A 15,966-nucleotide genomic window follows, 5' to 3' on the forward strand; every position below is an offset into this window, starting at 1 on the left:
GTTAAATTAAATTTCAGTCGAGAATTTTATCACAATAATATTCTTATTTTTATCTATTTCTCAACATTTTATATCTTGTCCACATTAATTAAATTACAACATTTTAATAATGCTTTGTGATATAATCAAAATATCCTTTGTACTTTTGCCTAAAATTAAACAATTCGTAATTTTAAAATATCTTATCCCATGTTAAAAGGATTTTTTAATGTACCTAAAGCGGTAAATGAACCGGTAAAAGGATACGCACCAAACTCACCGGAAAGAGCAGCTGTCCAGGCAGCTTATACCACAATGTGGAATTCTCAAATTGATGTTCCTTTGCATATTGGAAGCGAAGAAATCAGAACCGGAAATACAAGAAATATTACCGCTCCGCATGATCACCAGCACGTAGTTGGAAAATATCATCTGGCTGAAAAACAACATATCGAAAAAGCGATTGCCAATGCTCTTGAATCAAGAAATGCTTGGGCAAACATGGCATGGGAACAGCGTGCTGCTATTTTCTTAAAAGCTGCTGAACTTATCGCAGGACCATACAGAGCGCGCATCAACGCCGCAACTATGATTGGTCAGTCAAAAAACATTCACCAGGCAGAAATTGATGCTTCTTGTGAGCTAATTGACTTTTTGCGTTACAACGTAGAATTTATGACTCAGATTTACGCAGACCAGCCAAAATCTGATTCTACTACATGGAACCGTCTAGAATACAGACCTCTTGAAGGATTTGTTTACGCTATTACTCCATTTAACTTTACGGCTATTGCTGCCAATCTTCCTGCAAGTGCTGCAATGATGGGTAACGTTGTGGTTTGGAAACCGAGCGACAGTCAGGTATTCTCAACAAAAATTATCCTTGACGTTTTCAAAGAAGCTGGAGTTCCTGATGGAGTTATCAACGTAGTTTTTGGAGATGCTTTAATGATTACAGATACTATTTTAGCAAGCCGTGATTTTGCCGGAGTTCACTTTACAGGATCAACTCATGTATTTAAAGATATCTGGGCTAAAATTGGAGCCAACATTCACAACTATAAAACATATCCAAGAATTGTTGGTGAAACAGGTGGTAAAGATTTTATCATTGCACACCCAAGCGCTAATGTAAAACAAGTTGTTACTGGAATTACTCGTGGTGCTTTTGAATTTCAGGGGCAAAAATGTTCTGCTGCTTCAAGAGTTTACATTCCGCAAAGTTTATGGCCAGCTGTAAAAGAGCAATTAATCACGGATGTAAAATCTATGAAAATGGGTTCTCCTGAAGACTTCGGAAACTTTATTACAGCAGTTATCCACGAAGGCTCTTTTGATAAATTAGCGAGTTACATAGATCAGGTTAAAAAAGATGCTGATGCTGAAATCATCATCGGAGGAAATTATGATAAATCCGTTGGATATTTTGTAGAACCAACCGTTATTGTAACTACAAATCCAAAATACACCACTATGGAAACCGAATTATTCGGACCGGTTGTGACAATTTATATCTACGAAGATGCTAAGTGGGAAGAAACTTTAGAATTGGTTGACACTACTTCAGAGTATGCTTTAACCGGAGCTGTTTTCAGCCAGGATCGTTACGCAATTGAAACAGCTACAGTGAAATTGCAAAATTCAGCAGGTAACTTTTATATCAACGATAAACCAACCGGAGCAGTTGTAGGAATGCAGCCATTCGGTGGCGCAAGAGCTTCAGGAACCAACGATAAAGCAGGTTCTGCATTGAACTTATTACGTTGGGCTTCTCCAAGAACTATCAAAGAAACTTTTGTAACTCCTGAGGATTACAGATATCCGTTTTTGGGTTAATTTTTTGTTTCAGGTTTAAAGTTTCAAGTTTGAAACTTACCAAATATATAATAAAGCCGAATCTTTTCATTAAGATTCGGCTTCACTTTTTTGTTGATGTGAATACTATTAAAATTTATTCTCTACTTCTGCAGCCTGCAGCATCAAATAATGTAAATCAGTATTTTTAACGAAAGGTTTTAAAAGTTCACTTCCCGGGCCAAACATCGCCAGTTCAACATAATCTGCAGAGTGATCCATACTGATCCAGCCAACTGAATTTATTTTCCCCTGCATTTCTGCGAAAGCTTTATAGGGTAATTTTTTGTAATTGTATAAACCATCTTCTTTATGCAATCCGTCATAATATCCCAATACATATTTGGCATCTTCATCAGAAACAGAATGTCCGTTTGCTTTTTCAATAATTTCTTTTACCTGTGCAACTGAAGATTGCGGTTTTATCTGATTCAGAATCCATTCATTCGTCTGTGTGTATTTTTGGATACTGTCAAAATTATCATTGGCATTTTTTCCGTAAATAATTCCGGGGTTTGCGTTTCCGTGATCTGTGGTAATGATTACTAAGGTTTCTTTGTCTTTCTCAGCAAATTCTATTGCCACTTTTACAGCTTCATCAAATTCAATCTGGTCGTTAATCAAACCTGCAATATCGTTACCATGTGCAGCCCAATCTACTTTTCCGCTTTCAATCTGTAAAACAAAACCATTTTTATGACCTTTCATTCTGTCTATTGCTTTCTGAGACATTTCAGCAAGACTCGGAACAGCTGCTTTTAATTTTTCATCACTGTTCCTATCTACGTAATACGGAAGCCCATCATCTGCAAATACGCCCAGAACAGGTTTAGAATTTGATGCAGAATCCATTTCAGCTTTTGTTTTTACAACCTGATATCCTTTTGCTGTATAAGCAGCATACATATCTTTTTTGTCTTTTCTTAACTCCGGACTAAAATAATTGGCTCCGCCTCCCATCATAATATCAAAACCCAATTCTAAATATTGTTCAGCAATATCTTCCTGGGCATTTCTGCTTTTGCTGTTGACACAAAAACCAGCCGGAGTTGCATGTGTAATAGGAACTGTAGTCACACAGCCCGCCATTTTCCCTGATTTTTTAAACTTTTGCCAAATCGGTAAATGAGGTTCTCCACTCGGACTCACATTCAGAGCACCATTATTGACGCGAAAACCACCACCCCAGGAAGAACTTGCGGCAGAAGAATCGGTCACTATAGAACTCGCAGAAGCGGTGTCCATCAAAGCCCTGGAGACCCTGTTATCTTTATACAATTGTATCCAGTTCGAACCTTTGCCGTTTTTTCTATTCAGGAACAAATCGGTCATATTAAGGGTGCCGGTACTCATTCCGTCACTAACCAGTAAAATGATATTTTTTGCCTTTTTGTTTTTATTTGCAGACTCTAAATCTAAAACATTTGCAGAACCCTCAAACGGACTCATAATGGCTGCTCCAATTGTAAACAAAGAGCCATTTTTAAAGAACTTCCTTCTATTCATTATAACTTTATTTAAGTATTTTCAAAGATAAAAAAATTGGGGCAGCTACAAATTATCATTAGGTTATGATTGCTTTTGAAAGCATAAAAAAACCGACAACAATTTAATAAAAAATGTTATCGGCTTTATTATATGACAGAAATAATTATGGCTGAAATTTCAATGGCAAATGGACCACTTTTTTGGTTTCGAAAAACTCATCTTCAAAAATGGTCGATAAATCATATAAGGTTGCTTTTGGAAAATCTTTTAATTCTTCAGTCAAATCACCACCTTTTAAATACAAAATTCCATTTTTTAAAGTGTGTTTATGCTGTTTTTTTATTTTGTCATGAATCCAGGAAACAAAATCCGGCATATTGGTTACGGCACGGCTTACTATGAAATCGAAATCACCTTTTACTAATTCAGCACGTTTTTGTTCCGCTTTTACATTTTTTAATTCTAAAGCATCTACAACACCCTGGACTACCTTTATTTTTTTAGCAATCACATCAATTAAATAAAAACGGGTTTCCGGAAAAAGAATCGCTAACGGAATTCCGGGAAAACCACCTCCGGTACCAACATCCAAAACAGTTGCTCCAGGCTCAAATTTCATGATTTTTGCAATTCCAAGAGAATGCAAAATGTGTTTTGTATATAATGAATCAATGTCTTTTCTTGAAATAACATTGATTTTTTCATTCCAGTCGTGGTATAAAAAGTCTAATTTTTGAAACTGTTCGATTTGAAGATTGGTCAAATCAGGAAAATATTTCAATATCTCATCCATTGGTCTAATTTTTTAACAAAAGTACTACTTTACGATTGAAATATTTAACTCAATTTTGCAAATTGAAAATTTATAATAATTACCTTTGACAACTATTTAAAACTGTTATGAATAACACTGCTCCTACATTTGCAAGGCAAGACAATCTGAAGTTCTTCAGAACGCTTAACACTCGGGTAAACAATTATTTCAAAGAAAACAATATCAAAAAAACCGGAAACTGGCAATTACATTTAAAAGCTGTTATTCTATTCGCTGTTTTTTTAACTCCTTACTTTTTAATCCTTACTCTCAGCATGCCTTTTTGGGTTATGCTGCTTTTATCTATAGTAATGGGCATCGGAATGGCCGGTGTTGGAATGAACGTAATGCACGATGGAAATCACGGTTCTTACTCTAATAAAGGCTGGATTAACAAATTAATGGGCGGTACCATTTATGTTTTGGCCGGAAATGTTTACAACTGGCAGGTTCAGCATAATGTATTACATCATACTTATACCAATATTCCGGGACACGACGAAGATCTGGATGCGGGAAGAATTATTCGTTTTACAAAACATGCAGAATGGCATAGCTTTCACCGTTTTCAGCATTATTATTCTGTTTTCTTATACGGTTTACTGACTTTTAACTGGGCCATTACGACTGATTTTAAGCAAATGCACAATTATCTGAAAAGAAAATTATCGTATGGAGAGCCAAAAAGTCCTAAAATTCTCTGGACAACTTTAATCATTACAAAAATCATTTATGCATCAATCTGGATTGTATTGCCAATCGTAATTGGAATTACATGGTGGAAAGTCGTTCTTGGCTTTTTTGTAATGCATTATACAACAGGATTAATCTTAAGTATTATATTCCAATTGGCACACGTTGTGGACCACACAACTAATCCGGAACCGAATGAATTGGGCGAAATCGAAAATACATGGGCCATTCACCAATTGTATACCACCACTAATTTTGCACCAAAAAATGCTTTGGTAAACTGGTATACCGGCGGATTGAACCATCAAATAGAACATCATATTTTTCCACATATAAGTCACATTCATTATGGTAAAATTGCAAAAATTGTAAAAGAGACAGCAAAAGAATGTAATCTGCCATATTACGAATACAAAACAATGAGAAGTGCTGTTGTTGCCCACTTTAAACATTTACGTGACTTAGGAATGAAACCTGAATTATCAGTATAAAACTAAAAATCTATTAATAATAACCTCTCTTAAAAAAACAGCAAATTAAGAGCAATTAAATTTTTTTATAATGAACCATATTCTTTCAGACAGAATTAACAATTTAGCGACTTCGCAGACTTTAGCGATGGCTGCATTAGCCCGTGAGCTAAAAGCACAAGGAAAAGACATTATCAGTTTAAGTTTAGGTGAGCCTGATTTCAATACGCCTGACTTTATTAAAGAAGCTGCTAAAAAAGCAATCGACGACAACTACAGTACATATTCTCCTGTTGATGGATATCAGGATTTAAAAGAAGCTATCTGCAGAAAATTCAAAAGAGACAATGGTTTAGAGTACAAACCATCTCAAATTGTAGTTTCTACAGGAGCAAAACAATCTTTATACAACATCGCTCAGGTAATGTTAAATGACGGTGACGAAGTTATTCTTCCTGCACCTTACTGGGTTTCTTATTTCGAAATCGTAAAACTTTCAGGTGGAGTTCCTGTTGAAGTTCCAACTTCTGTAGAAACAGATTTCAAAATTACTCCTGAGCAATTAGAAGCCGCAATTACACCAAAAACAAAAATGATGTGGTTCTCTTCTCCTTGTAACCCTTCAGGATCTGTTTACAGCAGAGAAGAATTAACAGCTTTAGCTAAAGTGTTAGAAAAACACCCAAATATTTACGTAGTTGCTGACGAAATCTATGAGCACATCAATTTCTCAGGAACTTTCTGCAGTATCGGTTCAATCCCGGGAATGTTAGAAAAAACTATAACTGTAAACGGAGTTGCAAAAGCATTCGCAATGACAGGATACAGAATCGGTTACATCGGAGCTCCGGAATTCATCGCAAAAGCGTGTACAAAAATTCAGGGACAAGTAACATCTGGTGCAAATTCTGTGGCACAAAGAGCTACAATTACAGCTGTAGATGCTGACCCTAGCGTGTTAAACGAAATGGTTCAGGCTTTCCACGGTCGCAGAGATTTAGTGGTTGGGTTACTAAAAGAAATTCCAGGAGTAAAAATCAACGTTCCTGAAGGAGCTTTCTACGTATTCCCAGACGTTTCTTCTTTCTTCGGAAAAACTTTAAAAGGACACGAAATTAAAGATGCAAACGATGTTTCAATGTATCTTTTAGCAGAAGCAAACGTAGCAACAGTAACGGGTGACGCTTTCGGAAATCCAAACTGTATTCGTTTCTCTTATGCAACAAGCAACGATATTTTAACAGAAGCATTACGCAGAATCAAAGAAGCTTTGACTGCATAATCAACAATTAAAATTAGATATTTAGAGCCTCAGGAATCTTTCTGAGGCTTTTTTATTGGCATTAATTTTGTGACAAAGCACTGCAAATCAAATCTTAATTAGCAAAACCAAAAACTAACCCTTCCAACCAAAATTATGAATCAAAAAACCAAATCAAATTCATTCAAAAATTTACTTTTTGTTCCGTTGTTATTATTAGGAATTACTTCTTCAATACTCGCTCAGCATACCTTAGAAAAACTCAATCGCGGACTCGTTGCAATGCGTTTAAATCCGAACGAAGTCTATATCAACTGGAGAATGTTAGGCACAGAACCCACAAACGTAAGCTACAATTTATACTGCAATGACAAAAAAATAGCAGACAGCCCTTTCACTACAACGACCAACTTTACACACAAAATTACCACAGACGAAAAATATCATATTCGGGCGATTATTAATGGCATTGAACAGCCCGCTTCAGAAACCATTTCAGTATGGTCAAATCAGTATTTGGATATTCCCATGCAAATACCTCCCGGAGGAACTACTCCAGACGGGCAGGCTTACACCTATAGCGTCGGAGATTGCAGCGCAGGCGATGTTGACGGCGACGGACAATACGAAATATTTGTAAAGTGGGATCCGTCTAACGCTCATGACAACTCACATAGAGGTTATACAGGGAATGTTTTTATCGACTGTTACCGTTTAGATGGAACACAGCTCTGGAGAATTGACTTAGGAAAAAACATCCGAGCCGGTGCACATTACACCCAATTTATGGTATATGATTTAGATTCGGATGGCAAAGCTGAAATGGCCTGCAAAACAGCTGATGGAACCATAGACGGAACCAAAACAGTTATTGGGTCAGCTACAGCAGATTACAGAAACACTAACGGATATATTTTAGAAGGACCTGAATTTTTAACCGTTTTTAATGGATTAACAGGCAAAGCGATGGCAACTACTAATTATTTGCCAGCACGCGGAAACATTAAAGACTGGGGAGACGGATACGGTAATCGTGTAGACCGTTTTATAGCAGCAGTTGCGTATCTTGACGGTTCAAAACCAAGTCTGGTAATGGGACGCGGCTATTACACCAGACTGGTTCGTGTGGCCTGGGACTGGAGAAACGGCAAGCTTTTGCAGCGATGGATTTTCGACAGTAATGATTCCCAAAGCAGTGCTGCATTCGGACAGGGAAATCATCAAATGACCGTGGGAGATGTTGATAATGACGGCAAAGATGAAGTTTTTAACGGAACCAGTGCAATTGATGACAACGGAACAAAACTATACGCTAACGGTTTAGGACATGGCGATTCCCTGCACATGACCGATATGGATCCGGATCGTCCCGGACAGGAAATCTGGCAATGCCACGAAGCGCCATCAAGTTACAAAACATACGGACTTGAATTCAGGGATGCCAGAACAGGCGAACCTCTATGGGGAGTTAACGGTGAAGGTCATGATGTAGGCCGCGGTAATGCAGCCGACATTGACCCTCGTTATAAAGGTTATGAATGCTGGGGATCAGTAGGAAATTTGTATGACTGTAAAGGAAATCAGATTAGTACTTCAAAGCCATCCATGAATTTCTCTATCTGGTGGGATGCCGATTTGAACAGGGAATTATTAAACTCAAACCGAATTGACAAATGGGATTACCTCAATTCAAAAAGCGTTAATTTACTTACCGCTGCTGACCACAAATCAAACAACGGAACCAAAGCAACACCTTGCCTTAGTGCCGATCTTCTTGGTGATTGGCGCGAAGAAGTCATCTTTCATAAAGCTGACAATTCTTCCATTCGAATTTACACTACTAACATTCCGACAACACATCGATTATATACTTTGATGCACGATTCTCAATACAGAACTGCTATTGCATGGCAAAACTCAGCTTACAACCAGCCGCCACACCCCGGTTTTTATCTGGGAACAGATATGGAAGCTCAAAAACAGCCCGATATTGTTACTGCAAAATCTGAAAACACTTCATCAGGAAAATAATTTAAAAATTTATTTAGCAACAGAGCCTCAGGAATTACTTGAGGCTTTTTTATGGGGTTGCCTCCGGCCGGGCTGTCCGCTATATCTTTTCCAGGCTAAAGCAGCCCGAAAAAGGATACCGCTTCCATCCCTAACCCAAACCATAAACGAGAAATTTTTACTTCAAAATAAAAATTTCTGAATCTGCAACTCGAGCGACAGCGACAGGCGAAGCAAATCTTCGAGAAACAAAAAATTGACTTTCAAAATTCCCATTCCACAATATTATAAACAACTATCGTAATTCTATAAGAATTAAGGCTTTATAAATGTCAACTTTGTAATGTATTAATTTTAAAACTATTTAGTCATGATACATACAGATGAAACCACAAAAGAAGCAGTTAAAACTTTAGAAGGATTAATCTCAATTCTTGAAGATGGAAAATTAGGATATACAAACGCAGCCGAACATGTAGAAAACCCTGCAATGAAAACAGATTTTCTTGAATATGCCCGAGAAAGAGCCTTGTTTATTGTCGAATTACAAGACGAAATCAACAAACTCGGAAAATCAACAGACACGTCTGGAGGCGGACCGCTTGGGGCCTTACACCGAACATGGATTGATATCAAATCATCTTTTACAGGTGGTGATACCGAAGCAATAATCAACGCTTGTGTAACAGGAGAAGAAGCGGCTATCGAAAAATACAAAATGGCACTTGAAGAAAACCATCTTGACTACAGTCAGGTTTCAGTTGTTTCAAAACAATTGAACAGTATTCAAAATGCTTTATCACAAATTAAAATGAAAGCCAATTAATCGATCGATCGATTCATGCTTTTTTTTGAGAACCGCCTGGTCTTCGGATTGGGCGGTTTTTTTATTAACTGTACTCATTTTTACTTTACTTTTAAATTCTTATTCATTATGAATAAGAATTTAACTTTAAATTTCATCATTTATAAAATAGATATTATATATTTGACACAAATAATTGATACACTATGAATAATTTATTTGATTTACCAACTAAAATGTTTTTCGTTTTTAAGTTGCTTTATGATCAAGTTAAAACTATCAATGATTTAATGATAAAAAGTGATGACGAAAATTTAGAGAAATTACTTGAAAAACCTGAAGACAAGGTTAAATTTCAAAAGGCCATAGATGAAGTAATGAAAGACTCTACCTCTAAAGACATTACATTGAACGGGAAAAACATTACTATTTCAATTTAATTCGCAAGTGAATATTAACATTGCATTTAATACCATTATTTACATAATGGTATTTTTATTTCCAGGAATATTATTTAGAAGAGCTTTTTTTTCAGGTGATTTCAACAAACATTTTGAATCAGGCAATACTTTTGAACGTTTGTTATGGAATATGTTAACTAGTATATTAATGTTAGTTGCTTTTTGTTTATCTATCCATTTTTGCAATCTGCTCCTTCCTTTTAAAATAGAATTCGATCTTAAGACATCGGACATAACAGATACATTCATTTGTATTTATGAAAACAAGCTTCCAACATTATTTATTTCTGAAACCAGAATAATACAAACTATTAGCTTGTTATTCTCTATTTATTCTTTTTCAATTCTATTGGGCTATTTTTCAAATAGAATAATTTTTTATTTAGGATTAGAAAAACGCTTTTCAGTTTTTCAATTTCAAAATAATTGGCATTATTTAACAAATTCAAATAAGCAAAACAATATTACACACTCCATAAAAGACATTTATTATACAAAAGTTGACATTAAAACTAAAGCAGAAGAGCTATTTACTGGGAAATTACATGTGATCTCTTATGATAAAGAAGGCAAAATTGAAGCAATTACTTTGCAAGAAGCGTATAAATTTTACAGATTAACAATTGCAAATGACTTAGGAAAAATCAACGAAATCAAACAAGCACTATCTGATAATGATCCACATATAATTTTTCATTCTGAAACTTCAAACAACTTTATATATAGAAAAAGAATAAAAGGTGATTTATTTACAATATTTAATAACGATTTAGAGAATATTTCTATAACATATATTAAAATTTCAAATTTCTATGAGAAATTTCAAAAAACAGTTAAAACAATACTTTCAATTATTATTTTAACTGCAACTATTTTCTCCATATCGTATGCTATTTGGGATTTTAAGTTAATACCGTTTTCAAGTTACTATAAAAGACTAACTTTTTGCATCACATCTCCCCTAATCTTAATTCTGTTAATTTTATTCTTGATTTCAATCTTTGACAGGAAGCTTTTAATTGAAAATCGAAAGAAATATAAAACCCAAATTAAAGAAATATTCTGTATTCTGATTTTACTTTCTCTTCCATATCTTTATATTTTTGATATTGTCAGATTCATTTTTACATTGATAATCATAATAATTTACTTATCAGTCCTTGGAAAACTATTAGGAAGTCAGACTAAAAATTCTGTTGTATAGTTTTTATTATTAAAATGCTAACAATTTCAAAAAAATCGCTTCATCTTTAGCAAACTCAAATAATTTATTAGACCTTTGCACACTTTTTTTCGTGAATACCACAAAAGGCTAAAGTTTTAGAAATGAAGAAGAAAATAGAAATATTAGCTCCGGCCAGAGATTTAATTGGCGGAATGGCTGCTATAAACAGCGGTGCTGATGCTGTATATATTGGTGCTCCGCAATTTGGTGCCCGATCTAATGCCAACAACTCAATCGAAGATGTTGCTGCTTTAGTAAAATATGCGCACTTATTTAACGCTCAGGTTTTTGTCGTTATCAATACCATTTTATACGACAACGAATTAGAAACGTGCCGCACCATGATTTGGGAATTATACGATATTGGTGTCGATGCATTGATCATTCAGGATATGGCGATTATGGAAATGGACTTGCCTCCTATTGTACTTCATGCCAGCACACAAGCCAATAATCGTGATGCCGATAAAATCAAATTCCTGAAAGATGCCGGAATCAAACGTGTGGTTTTAGCACGTGAACTGAACCTGCATCAAATTAAAGAAATCTACGATCATGCTGATGTTGAATTAGAATTTTTCGTGACCGGTGCATTATGTGTGTCCTTCAGCGGAAACTGTTATATGAGTGTGGCAAACGGAGAACGAAGCGCCAACCGTGGTTCTTGTGCTCAAAACTGCCGTTTACCATACAACCTGATTGACGGAAACGGAGAGACTTTAATCAAAAACAGTCACTTGCTTTCGATTAAAGATTTGGATGTTTCAGATCAGATTCCGAATTTGATTGAAGCCGGAATCGTTTCTTTCAAAATCGAAGGACGTTTAAAAGATGTCGCTTACGTTAAAAACAACGTTTCTTATTTACGTCAAAAATTAGACAGCTATTTAGAAGGAAGCGATAAATATATCAAAGCTTCTTCCGGAAAATGCACCTATACTTTCGATTCTACTTTAAACAGAACGTTCAACCGCGGTTATACCGACTATTTTGTAAACGACAGACATGCTAGTATTGGTTCCTGGGAAAGCCCAAAATCAAAAGGACAATATATTGGTAAATTAATCCGTACCATAGGAGACGCTTACGAAATCGAAAACGGCGAATTATTAAACAACGGTGACGGACTTTGTTTCATCAACGAAAACAACGAAGCTGACGGAATTTACGTAAACAAAGCCGAAAACGGAAAAGTATATCCAAACGTTTTAAAAGAAATCAAAGACGGAACTTTCATTTACCGTAACAACGATACTGCTTTCATCAAAATTGTTGAAAGAGAAGACAGTGCGATCCGTAAAATTGGAACAACTTTATTGCTTACCGAAAACGAAAATGGTTTTGAATTAATCGCTACCGACGAAGACGGAAACGTAAGCACCGTAAAATTAGAGCACGCAAAAGAGCCTACTAAAACTGGTGAATCAATCGAAGAAAACATTAAAGTTCAATTGGCAAAAACAGGTTTTACACCTTATAGCGCTGATGAAATTAATGTAATGTTCTCTCAAAACTGGTTCCTTCCTATTTCTAAAATCAACGAAATGCGAAGAAATGTTTTCGAACAATTATCAGAGATTCGTCTGGCAAATTACAAACGCGAAGAACACCAATTGGTAAAAACGTCACATCCGTATCCGGAAACAAAACTGGATTTCATGTACAACGTTTCGAACAAAACGGCTCGTAAATTCTACGAACGCCACGGTGTTACCGAAATCGAAAAAGCATTCGAATTACAATGGGATCCAGGAAAATCCCGTGTAATGACAACTAAATATTGCATCAAATACGAATTAAAAAAATGTCCGATACACCAAAAAGATATTGTTGGTGTTAAGGTTAAAGAGCCATTAGTATTGAAGCAGGGCGAACTGGAATACAAATTAAAATTCAACTGCAAACCCTGCGAAATGGAAATCTGGGAAAAAGATGCCGAATTTGAGATTGAAGAAGATCATTTTCATTGATTTTTACCACAAAGATTCGCAAAGGAATACACAAAGGTTCGCAAAGATTTTAAATTAATCTTTGCGAATTTTTTATTTTGGGCGTGTCCCTCCGGGTCGGGCTATCCGTTACAAGTCCTCGCCTGTTCGTTCCTCACGGCTGTGGGCTTTTCACTTCTATCCCTCACGCTAGCGGTTTTAAAAGAACTTTTACGTTTACGATCTCCCCAACCTTGTCATTTCGAGGAACGAGAAATCTTCGTAAGTGGCTCCGTTCCAACAAGGCAATCTTTGTCGAGCTTCTCGTGGAGATTTCTCGTTCCTCGAAATGACAAACCTTACAAATCAATTAACACCTCCATATTCAATCATCCTATCAATATCAAACTCCACAAATTCTTTAATTGTTTTATCTACACTACTTATCCAGTCTTCAGAAGAACTCCAAGGATTACCATCATATATTTGCGGATCATCTTCTTCATCTAAATAGACGAAAAAGAACCTATCGTCATATACCTCTATAATATAATAAGGTTTAAAAATCATTTTTCCTCTTTGCTTTAAATTCTCTCGAACCCTTTCTTGCATTTCTTTTTGGCTATCATTTATCCCCCAACTAAAAGTATAAGAATAGTTCCCTGATAAAAAAAGTAATTCTCTTAAGGATTTTGGAAAGTGATTCCCATTGTTATAAAGCTTTTCAAGAGACTGAATTTCATCTATGCTAATTCCTTTTATTTCAAACCTAAACTCTTCCCGCTTAGAATATCTTCTTGGATTTTCTTTTAATTTCTGTAAATACTCTATTTCCATAACTCAATTAAATTATAATTAAAAATAGCTATTTTTGTTTACCTAACAATACTCTACTCCAAAATGAAAATATTACTCCTTGGCTCAGGCGAATTAGGCAAAGAATTCGTAATAGCCGCGCAACGAATCGGACAAACGGTAATTGCGGTTGACAGTTATGAAAATGCTCCCGCTATGCAAGTCGCACACGGTTTCGAAGTCATTAACATGTTAGACGGCGAAGCACTTGACCGAATCGTAGCCAAACACCAACCCGACTTTATAGTTCCCGAAATAGAAGCCATTCGTACCGAACGTTTTTACGATTACGAAAAACAAGGCATTACCGTCGTTCCTTCAGCGAAAGCGGCAAACTTTACCATGAATCGTAAAGCCATTCGTGATTTAGCATCAAAAGAATTGGGATTACGAACAGCAAAATACCAATACGCAACCTCAGCCGAAGAATTGCAAAAAGCCGTTCAGGAAGTTGGAATTCCCTGCGTGGTAAAACCTTTAATGTCATCTTCTGGAAAAGGGCAATCAACAATTAAAACAGAAAGTGATATAGAAAAAGCCTGGCAATATGCTGTTGCAGGTTCACGTGGTGACGTGATCGAGGTTATTGTAGAAGCTTTTGTCGATTTCCATTCAGAAATTACACTTTTAACGATTACTCAAAATAACAATCCTACTTTGTTTTGTTCTCCAATTGGTCACAGACAAGAACGTGGCGATTATCAGGAAAGCTGGCAGCCGGCTTTGGTTTCTGAAAAAGATTTATATGAAGCACAAGATATGGCCGAAAAAATTACCGAAGCCCTTGGTGGTGCAGGACTTTTTGGCGTTGAATTTTTCTTAACTAAAGAAGGCGTTTATTTCTCTGAACTTTCTCCGCGTCCACACGATACGGGAATGGTAACTTTGGCTGGAACGCAGAATTTCAACGAATTTGAACTGCACTTAAGAGCTATTTTAAGCCTTCCAATTTTCGAAATCACTTTAGAAAAAGCCGGAGCAAGCGCTGTAATTTTAGCTTCAGAAGATTCGAAAAATCCAACTTTTACCGGAATCGAAAAAGTAGCGGCTTTACCAAAAACCGATTTCAGGATTTTCGGGAAACCAACTTCAAGACCATACCGAAGAATGGGAGTTGTTTTAAGTCACGATACACTTTCTACTCCAATTAATGAAGTAACCGAACGCGCCAAAAAAACCGCAAAATTAATAACTGTAAATTCTTAACTATGAAAAACATACTTTTAGCAACATTCCTTTTTATTGGAATTGCTGTACAGGCACAAGACAAAAAGAAATTTGACAAACCAACACTTGTTGAAGCTTCTTGCGGAGAATGTCAATTTGGAATGAAAGGTAAAAGCTGTGATTTGGCTGTTCGCATTGACGGAAAATCCTATTTCGTGGACGGAACCACAATTCACGATCACGGAGATGCACATGCTGAAAAAGGTTTTTGTAATGCAATCAGCAAAGCTTTAGTTACAGGAGAAATCGTAAACAATAGATTTAAAGCAACTTCATTTAAACTAATAGAAGAAAAAAAATAATGGCATTGATTCTTAAAAATATTGCCAAACACGTTTCGCTGACTCCGGAAGAACAAGAACTTTTTTTATCTAAATTAGAAACCCATACATACAAAGCGAAAACGATTTTATTAAACGCCGGTGAAGTATGTAAATATTCCTATTTTGTAAATTCGGGTATTTTAAGAAGTTTTAATATCAACGATAATATTGTTGAACATGTTCTTTCTTTTGCCTGCGAAGGCTGGTGGATGAGTGATATGTATAGTTATTTTTCGCAGAAACCGGGGGAGCTTTTTATTGAGGTTTTGGAAGAAGCCGAAGTTGTTTTGCTATCCAAAGAAAATCAGGAGCAACTGTATCTTGAAATTCCTAAACTGGAACGTTTTTTCAGGATTCTGATTGAAAATTCATTAGTTGCCAATCAGCAGCGATTAATGGACAACTTAAGTTTACCAGCCGAAGAACGTTTTGAAAAATTCACTAAAAAATACGGAACATTAGTTCATAAAGTTCCTCAAAAACAAATCGCTTCTTTCATTGGTGTAACACCTGAATTTTTCAGCAAAATGAAAGCCAGGCTTTTGAAAAAGTAAGCTTTATATCATTGAATAA

At 35.9% G+C, this 15,966-nt stretch carries 14 protein-coding genes; 11 read left to right on the forward strand and 3 right to left on the reverse strand.

What is annotated here, in order from left to right; all coding sequences use genetic code 11:
* The first annotated feature begins 189 nt into the window (after window positions 1-189).
* Window positions 190-1,815, forward strand: coding sequence for an L-glutamate gamma-semialdehyde dehydrogenase (gene pruA / locus GWR14_RS08755; RefSeq protein ID WP_163408656.1), 1,626 nt, complete (start codon window positions 190-192; stop codon window positions 1,813-1,815).
* A 108-nt stretch (window positions 1,816-1,923) separates the two neighbouring features.
* On the opposite strand, the gene GWR14_RS08760 is transcribed toward pruA, so the two are convergent.
* Window positions 1,924-3,339 carry an alkaline phosphatase gene (locus tag GWR14_RS08760; protein ID WP_163408657.1) on the reverse strand — a complete coding sequence of 472 codons (1,416 nt, stop codon included), beginning with the start codon at window positions 3,337-3,339 and terminating at the stop codon, window positions 1,924-1,926.
* A gap of 145 nt (window positions 3,340-3,484) precedes the next feature.
* A complete protein-coding gene (gene rsmG, locus GWR14_RS08765; RefSeq protein WP_163408658.1) occupies window positions 3,485-4,114 on the reverse strand; it encodes a 16S rRNA (guanine(527)-N(7))-methyltransferase RsmG in 630 nt (209 codons plus the stop codon).
* A 107-nt stretch (window positions 4,115-4,221) separates the two neighbouring features.
* On the opposite strand from rsmG, the gene GWR14_RS08770 reads away from it, so the two are divergent.
* From GWR14_RS08770 to GWR14_RS08800, 7 genes are all read left to right on the forward strand, one after another.
* Window positions 4,222-5,319: a fatty acid desaturase family protein gene (locus GWR14_RS08770; RefSeq protein WP_163408659.1), complete on the forward strand. Its 1,098-nt coding sequence runs from the start codon at window positions 4,222-4,224 to the stop codon at window positions 5,317-5,319.
* Window positions 5,320-5,389: 70 nt separating this feature from the next.
* Window positions 5,390-6,580, forward strand: a complete 1,191-nt coding sequence (locus tag GWR14_RS08775; RefSeq protein ID WP_163392636.1) for a pyridoxal phosphate-dependent aminotransferase — start codon at window positions 5,390-5,392, stop codon at window positions 6,578-6,580.
* Window positions 6,581-6,715: 135 nt separating this feature from the next.
* Window positions 6,716-8,590: a rhamnogalacturonan lyase gene (locus GWR14_RS08780; RefSeq protein WP_163408660.1), complete on the forward strand. Its 1,875-nt coding sequence runs from the start codon at window positions 6,716-6,718 to the stop codon at window positions 8,588-8,590.
* A 349-nt stretch (window positions 8,591-8,939) separates the two neighbouring features.
* Window positions 8,940-9,395 carry a ferritin-like domain-containing protein gene (locus GWR14_RS08785; protein ID WP_163408661.1) on the forward strand — a complete coding sequence of 152 codons (456 nt, stop codon included), beginning with the start codon at window positions 8,940-8,942 and terminating at the stop codon, window positions 9,393-9,395.
* A 185-nt stretch (window positions 9,396-9,580) separates the two neighbouring features.
* Window positions 9,581-9,814 carry a hypothetical protein gene (locus tag GWR14_RS08790; RefSeq protein WP_163408662.1) on the forward strand — a complete coding sequence of 78 codons (234 nt, stop codon included), beginning with the start codon at window positions 9,581-9,583 and terminating at the stop codon, window positions 9,812-9,814.
* A gap of 7 nt (window positions 9,815-9,821) precedes the next feature.
* Window positions 9,822-11,039, forward strand: a complete 1,218-nt coding sequence (locus GWR14_RS08795) for a hypothetical protein (protein ID WP_163408663.1) — start codon at window positions 9,822-9,824, stop codon at window positions 11,037-11,039.
* Window positions 11,040-11,161: 122 nt separating this feature from the next.
* Window positions 11,162-13,030, forward strand: coding sequence for a peptidase U32 family protein (locus tag GWR14_RS08800; protein WP_163408664.1), 1,869 nt, complete (start codon window positions 11,162-11,164; stop codon window positions 13,028-13,030).
* Between the two features lie 324 nt (window positions 13,031-13,354).
* Here GWR14_RS08800 and GWR14_RS08805 read toward each other — a convergent pair whose 3' ends face one another.
* Window positions 13,355-13,825: an SMI1/KNR4 family protein gene (locus GWR14_RS08805; RefSeq protein ID WP_163408665.1), complete on the reverse strand. Its 471-nt coding sequence runs from the start codon at window positions 13,823-13,825 to the stop codon at window positions 13,355-13,357.
* Between the two features lie 63 nt (window positions 13,826-13,888).
* On the opposite strand from GWR14_RS08805, the gene purT reads away from it, so the two are divergent.
* Genes purT through GWR14_RS08820 form a run of 3 tightly spaced genes read left to right on the forward strand, consistent with a single transcriptional unit; the run spans window position 13,889 to window position 15,947 of the window.
* A complete protein-coding gene (gene purT / locus GWR14_RS08810) occupies window positions 13,889-15,049 on the forward strand; it encodes a formate-dependent phosphoribosylglycinamide formyltransferase (RefSeq protein WP_163408666.1) in 1,161 nt (386 codons plus the stop codon).
* A 2-nt stretch (window positions 15,050-15,051) separates the two neighbouring features.
* The gene (locus GWR14_RS08815) at window positions 15,052-15,372 is read left to right on the forward strand and encodes a DUF6370 family protein (RefSeq protein WP_163408667.1); all 321 of its coding nucleotides are present in this window, start codon (window positions 15,052-15,054) and stop codon (window positions 15,370-15,372) included.
* Window positions 15,372-15,947, forward strand: a complete 576-nt coding sequence (locus tag GWR14_RS08820; protein WP_163408668.1) for a Crp/Fnr family transcriptional regulator — start codon at window positions 15,372-15,374, stop codon at window positions 15,945-15,947. The genes GWR14_RS08815 and GWR14_RS08820 overlap by 1 nt, the downstream gene beginning before the upstream one ends.
* The last annotated feature ends 19 nt before the right edge of the window (window positions 15,948-15,966 follow it).

This window comes from Flavobacterium ajazii (assembly GCF_010614725.1).
Classification (GTDB): domain Bacteria; phylum Bacteroidota; class Bacteroidia; order Flavobacteriales; family Flavobacteriaceae; genus Flavobacterium; species Flavobacterium ajazii.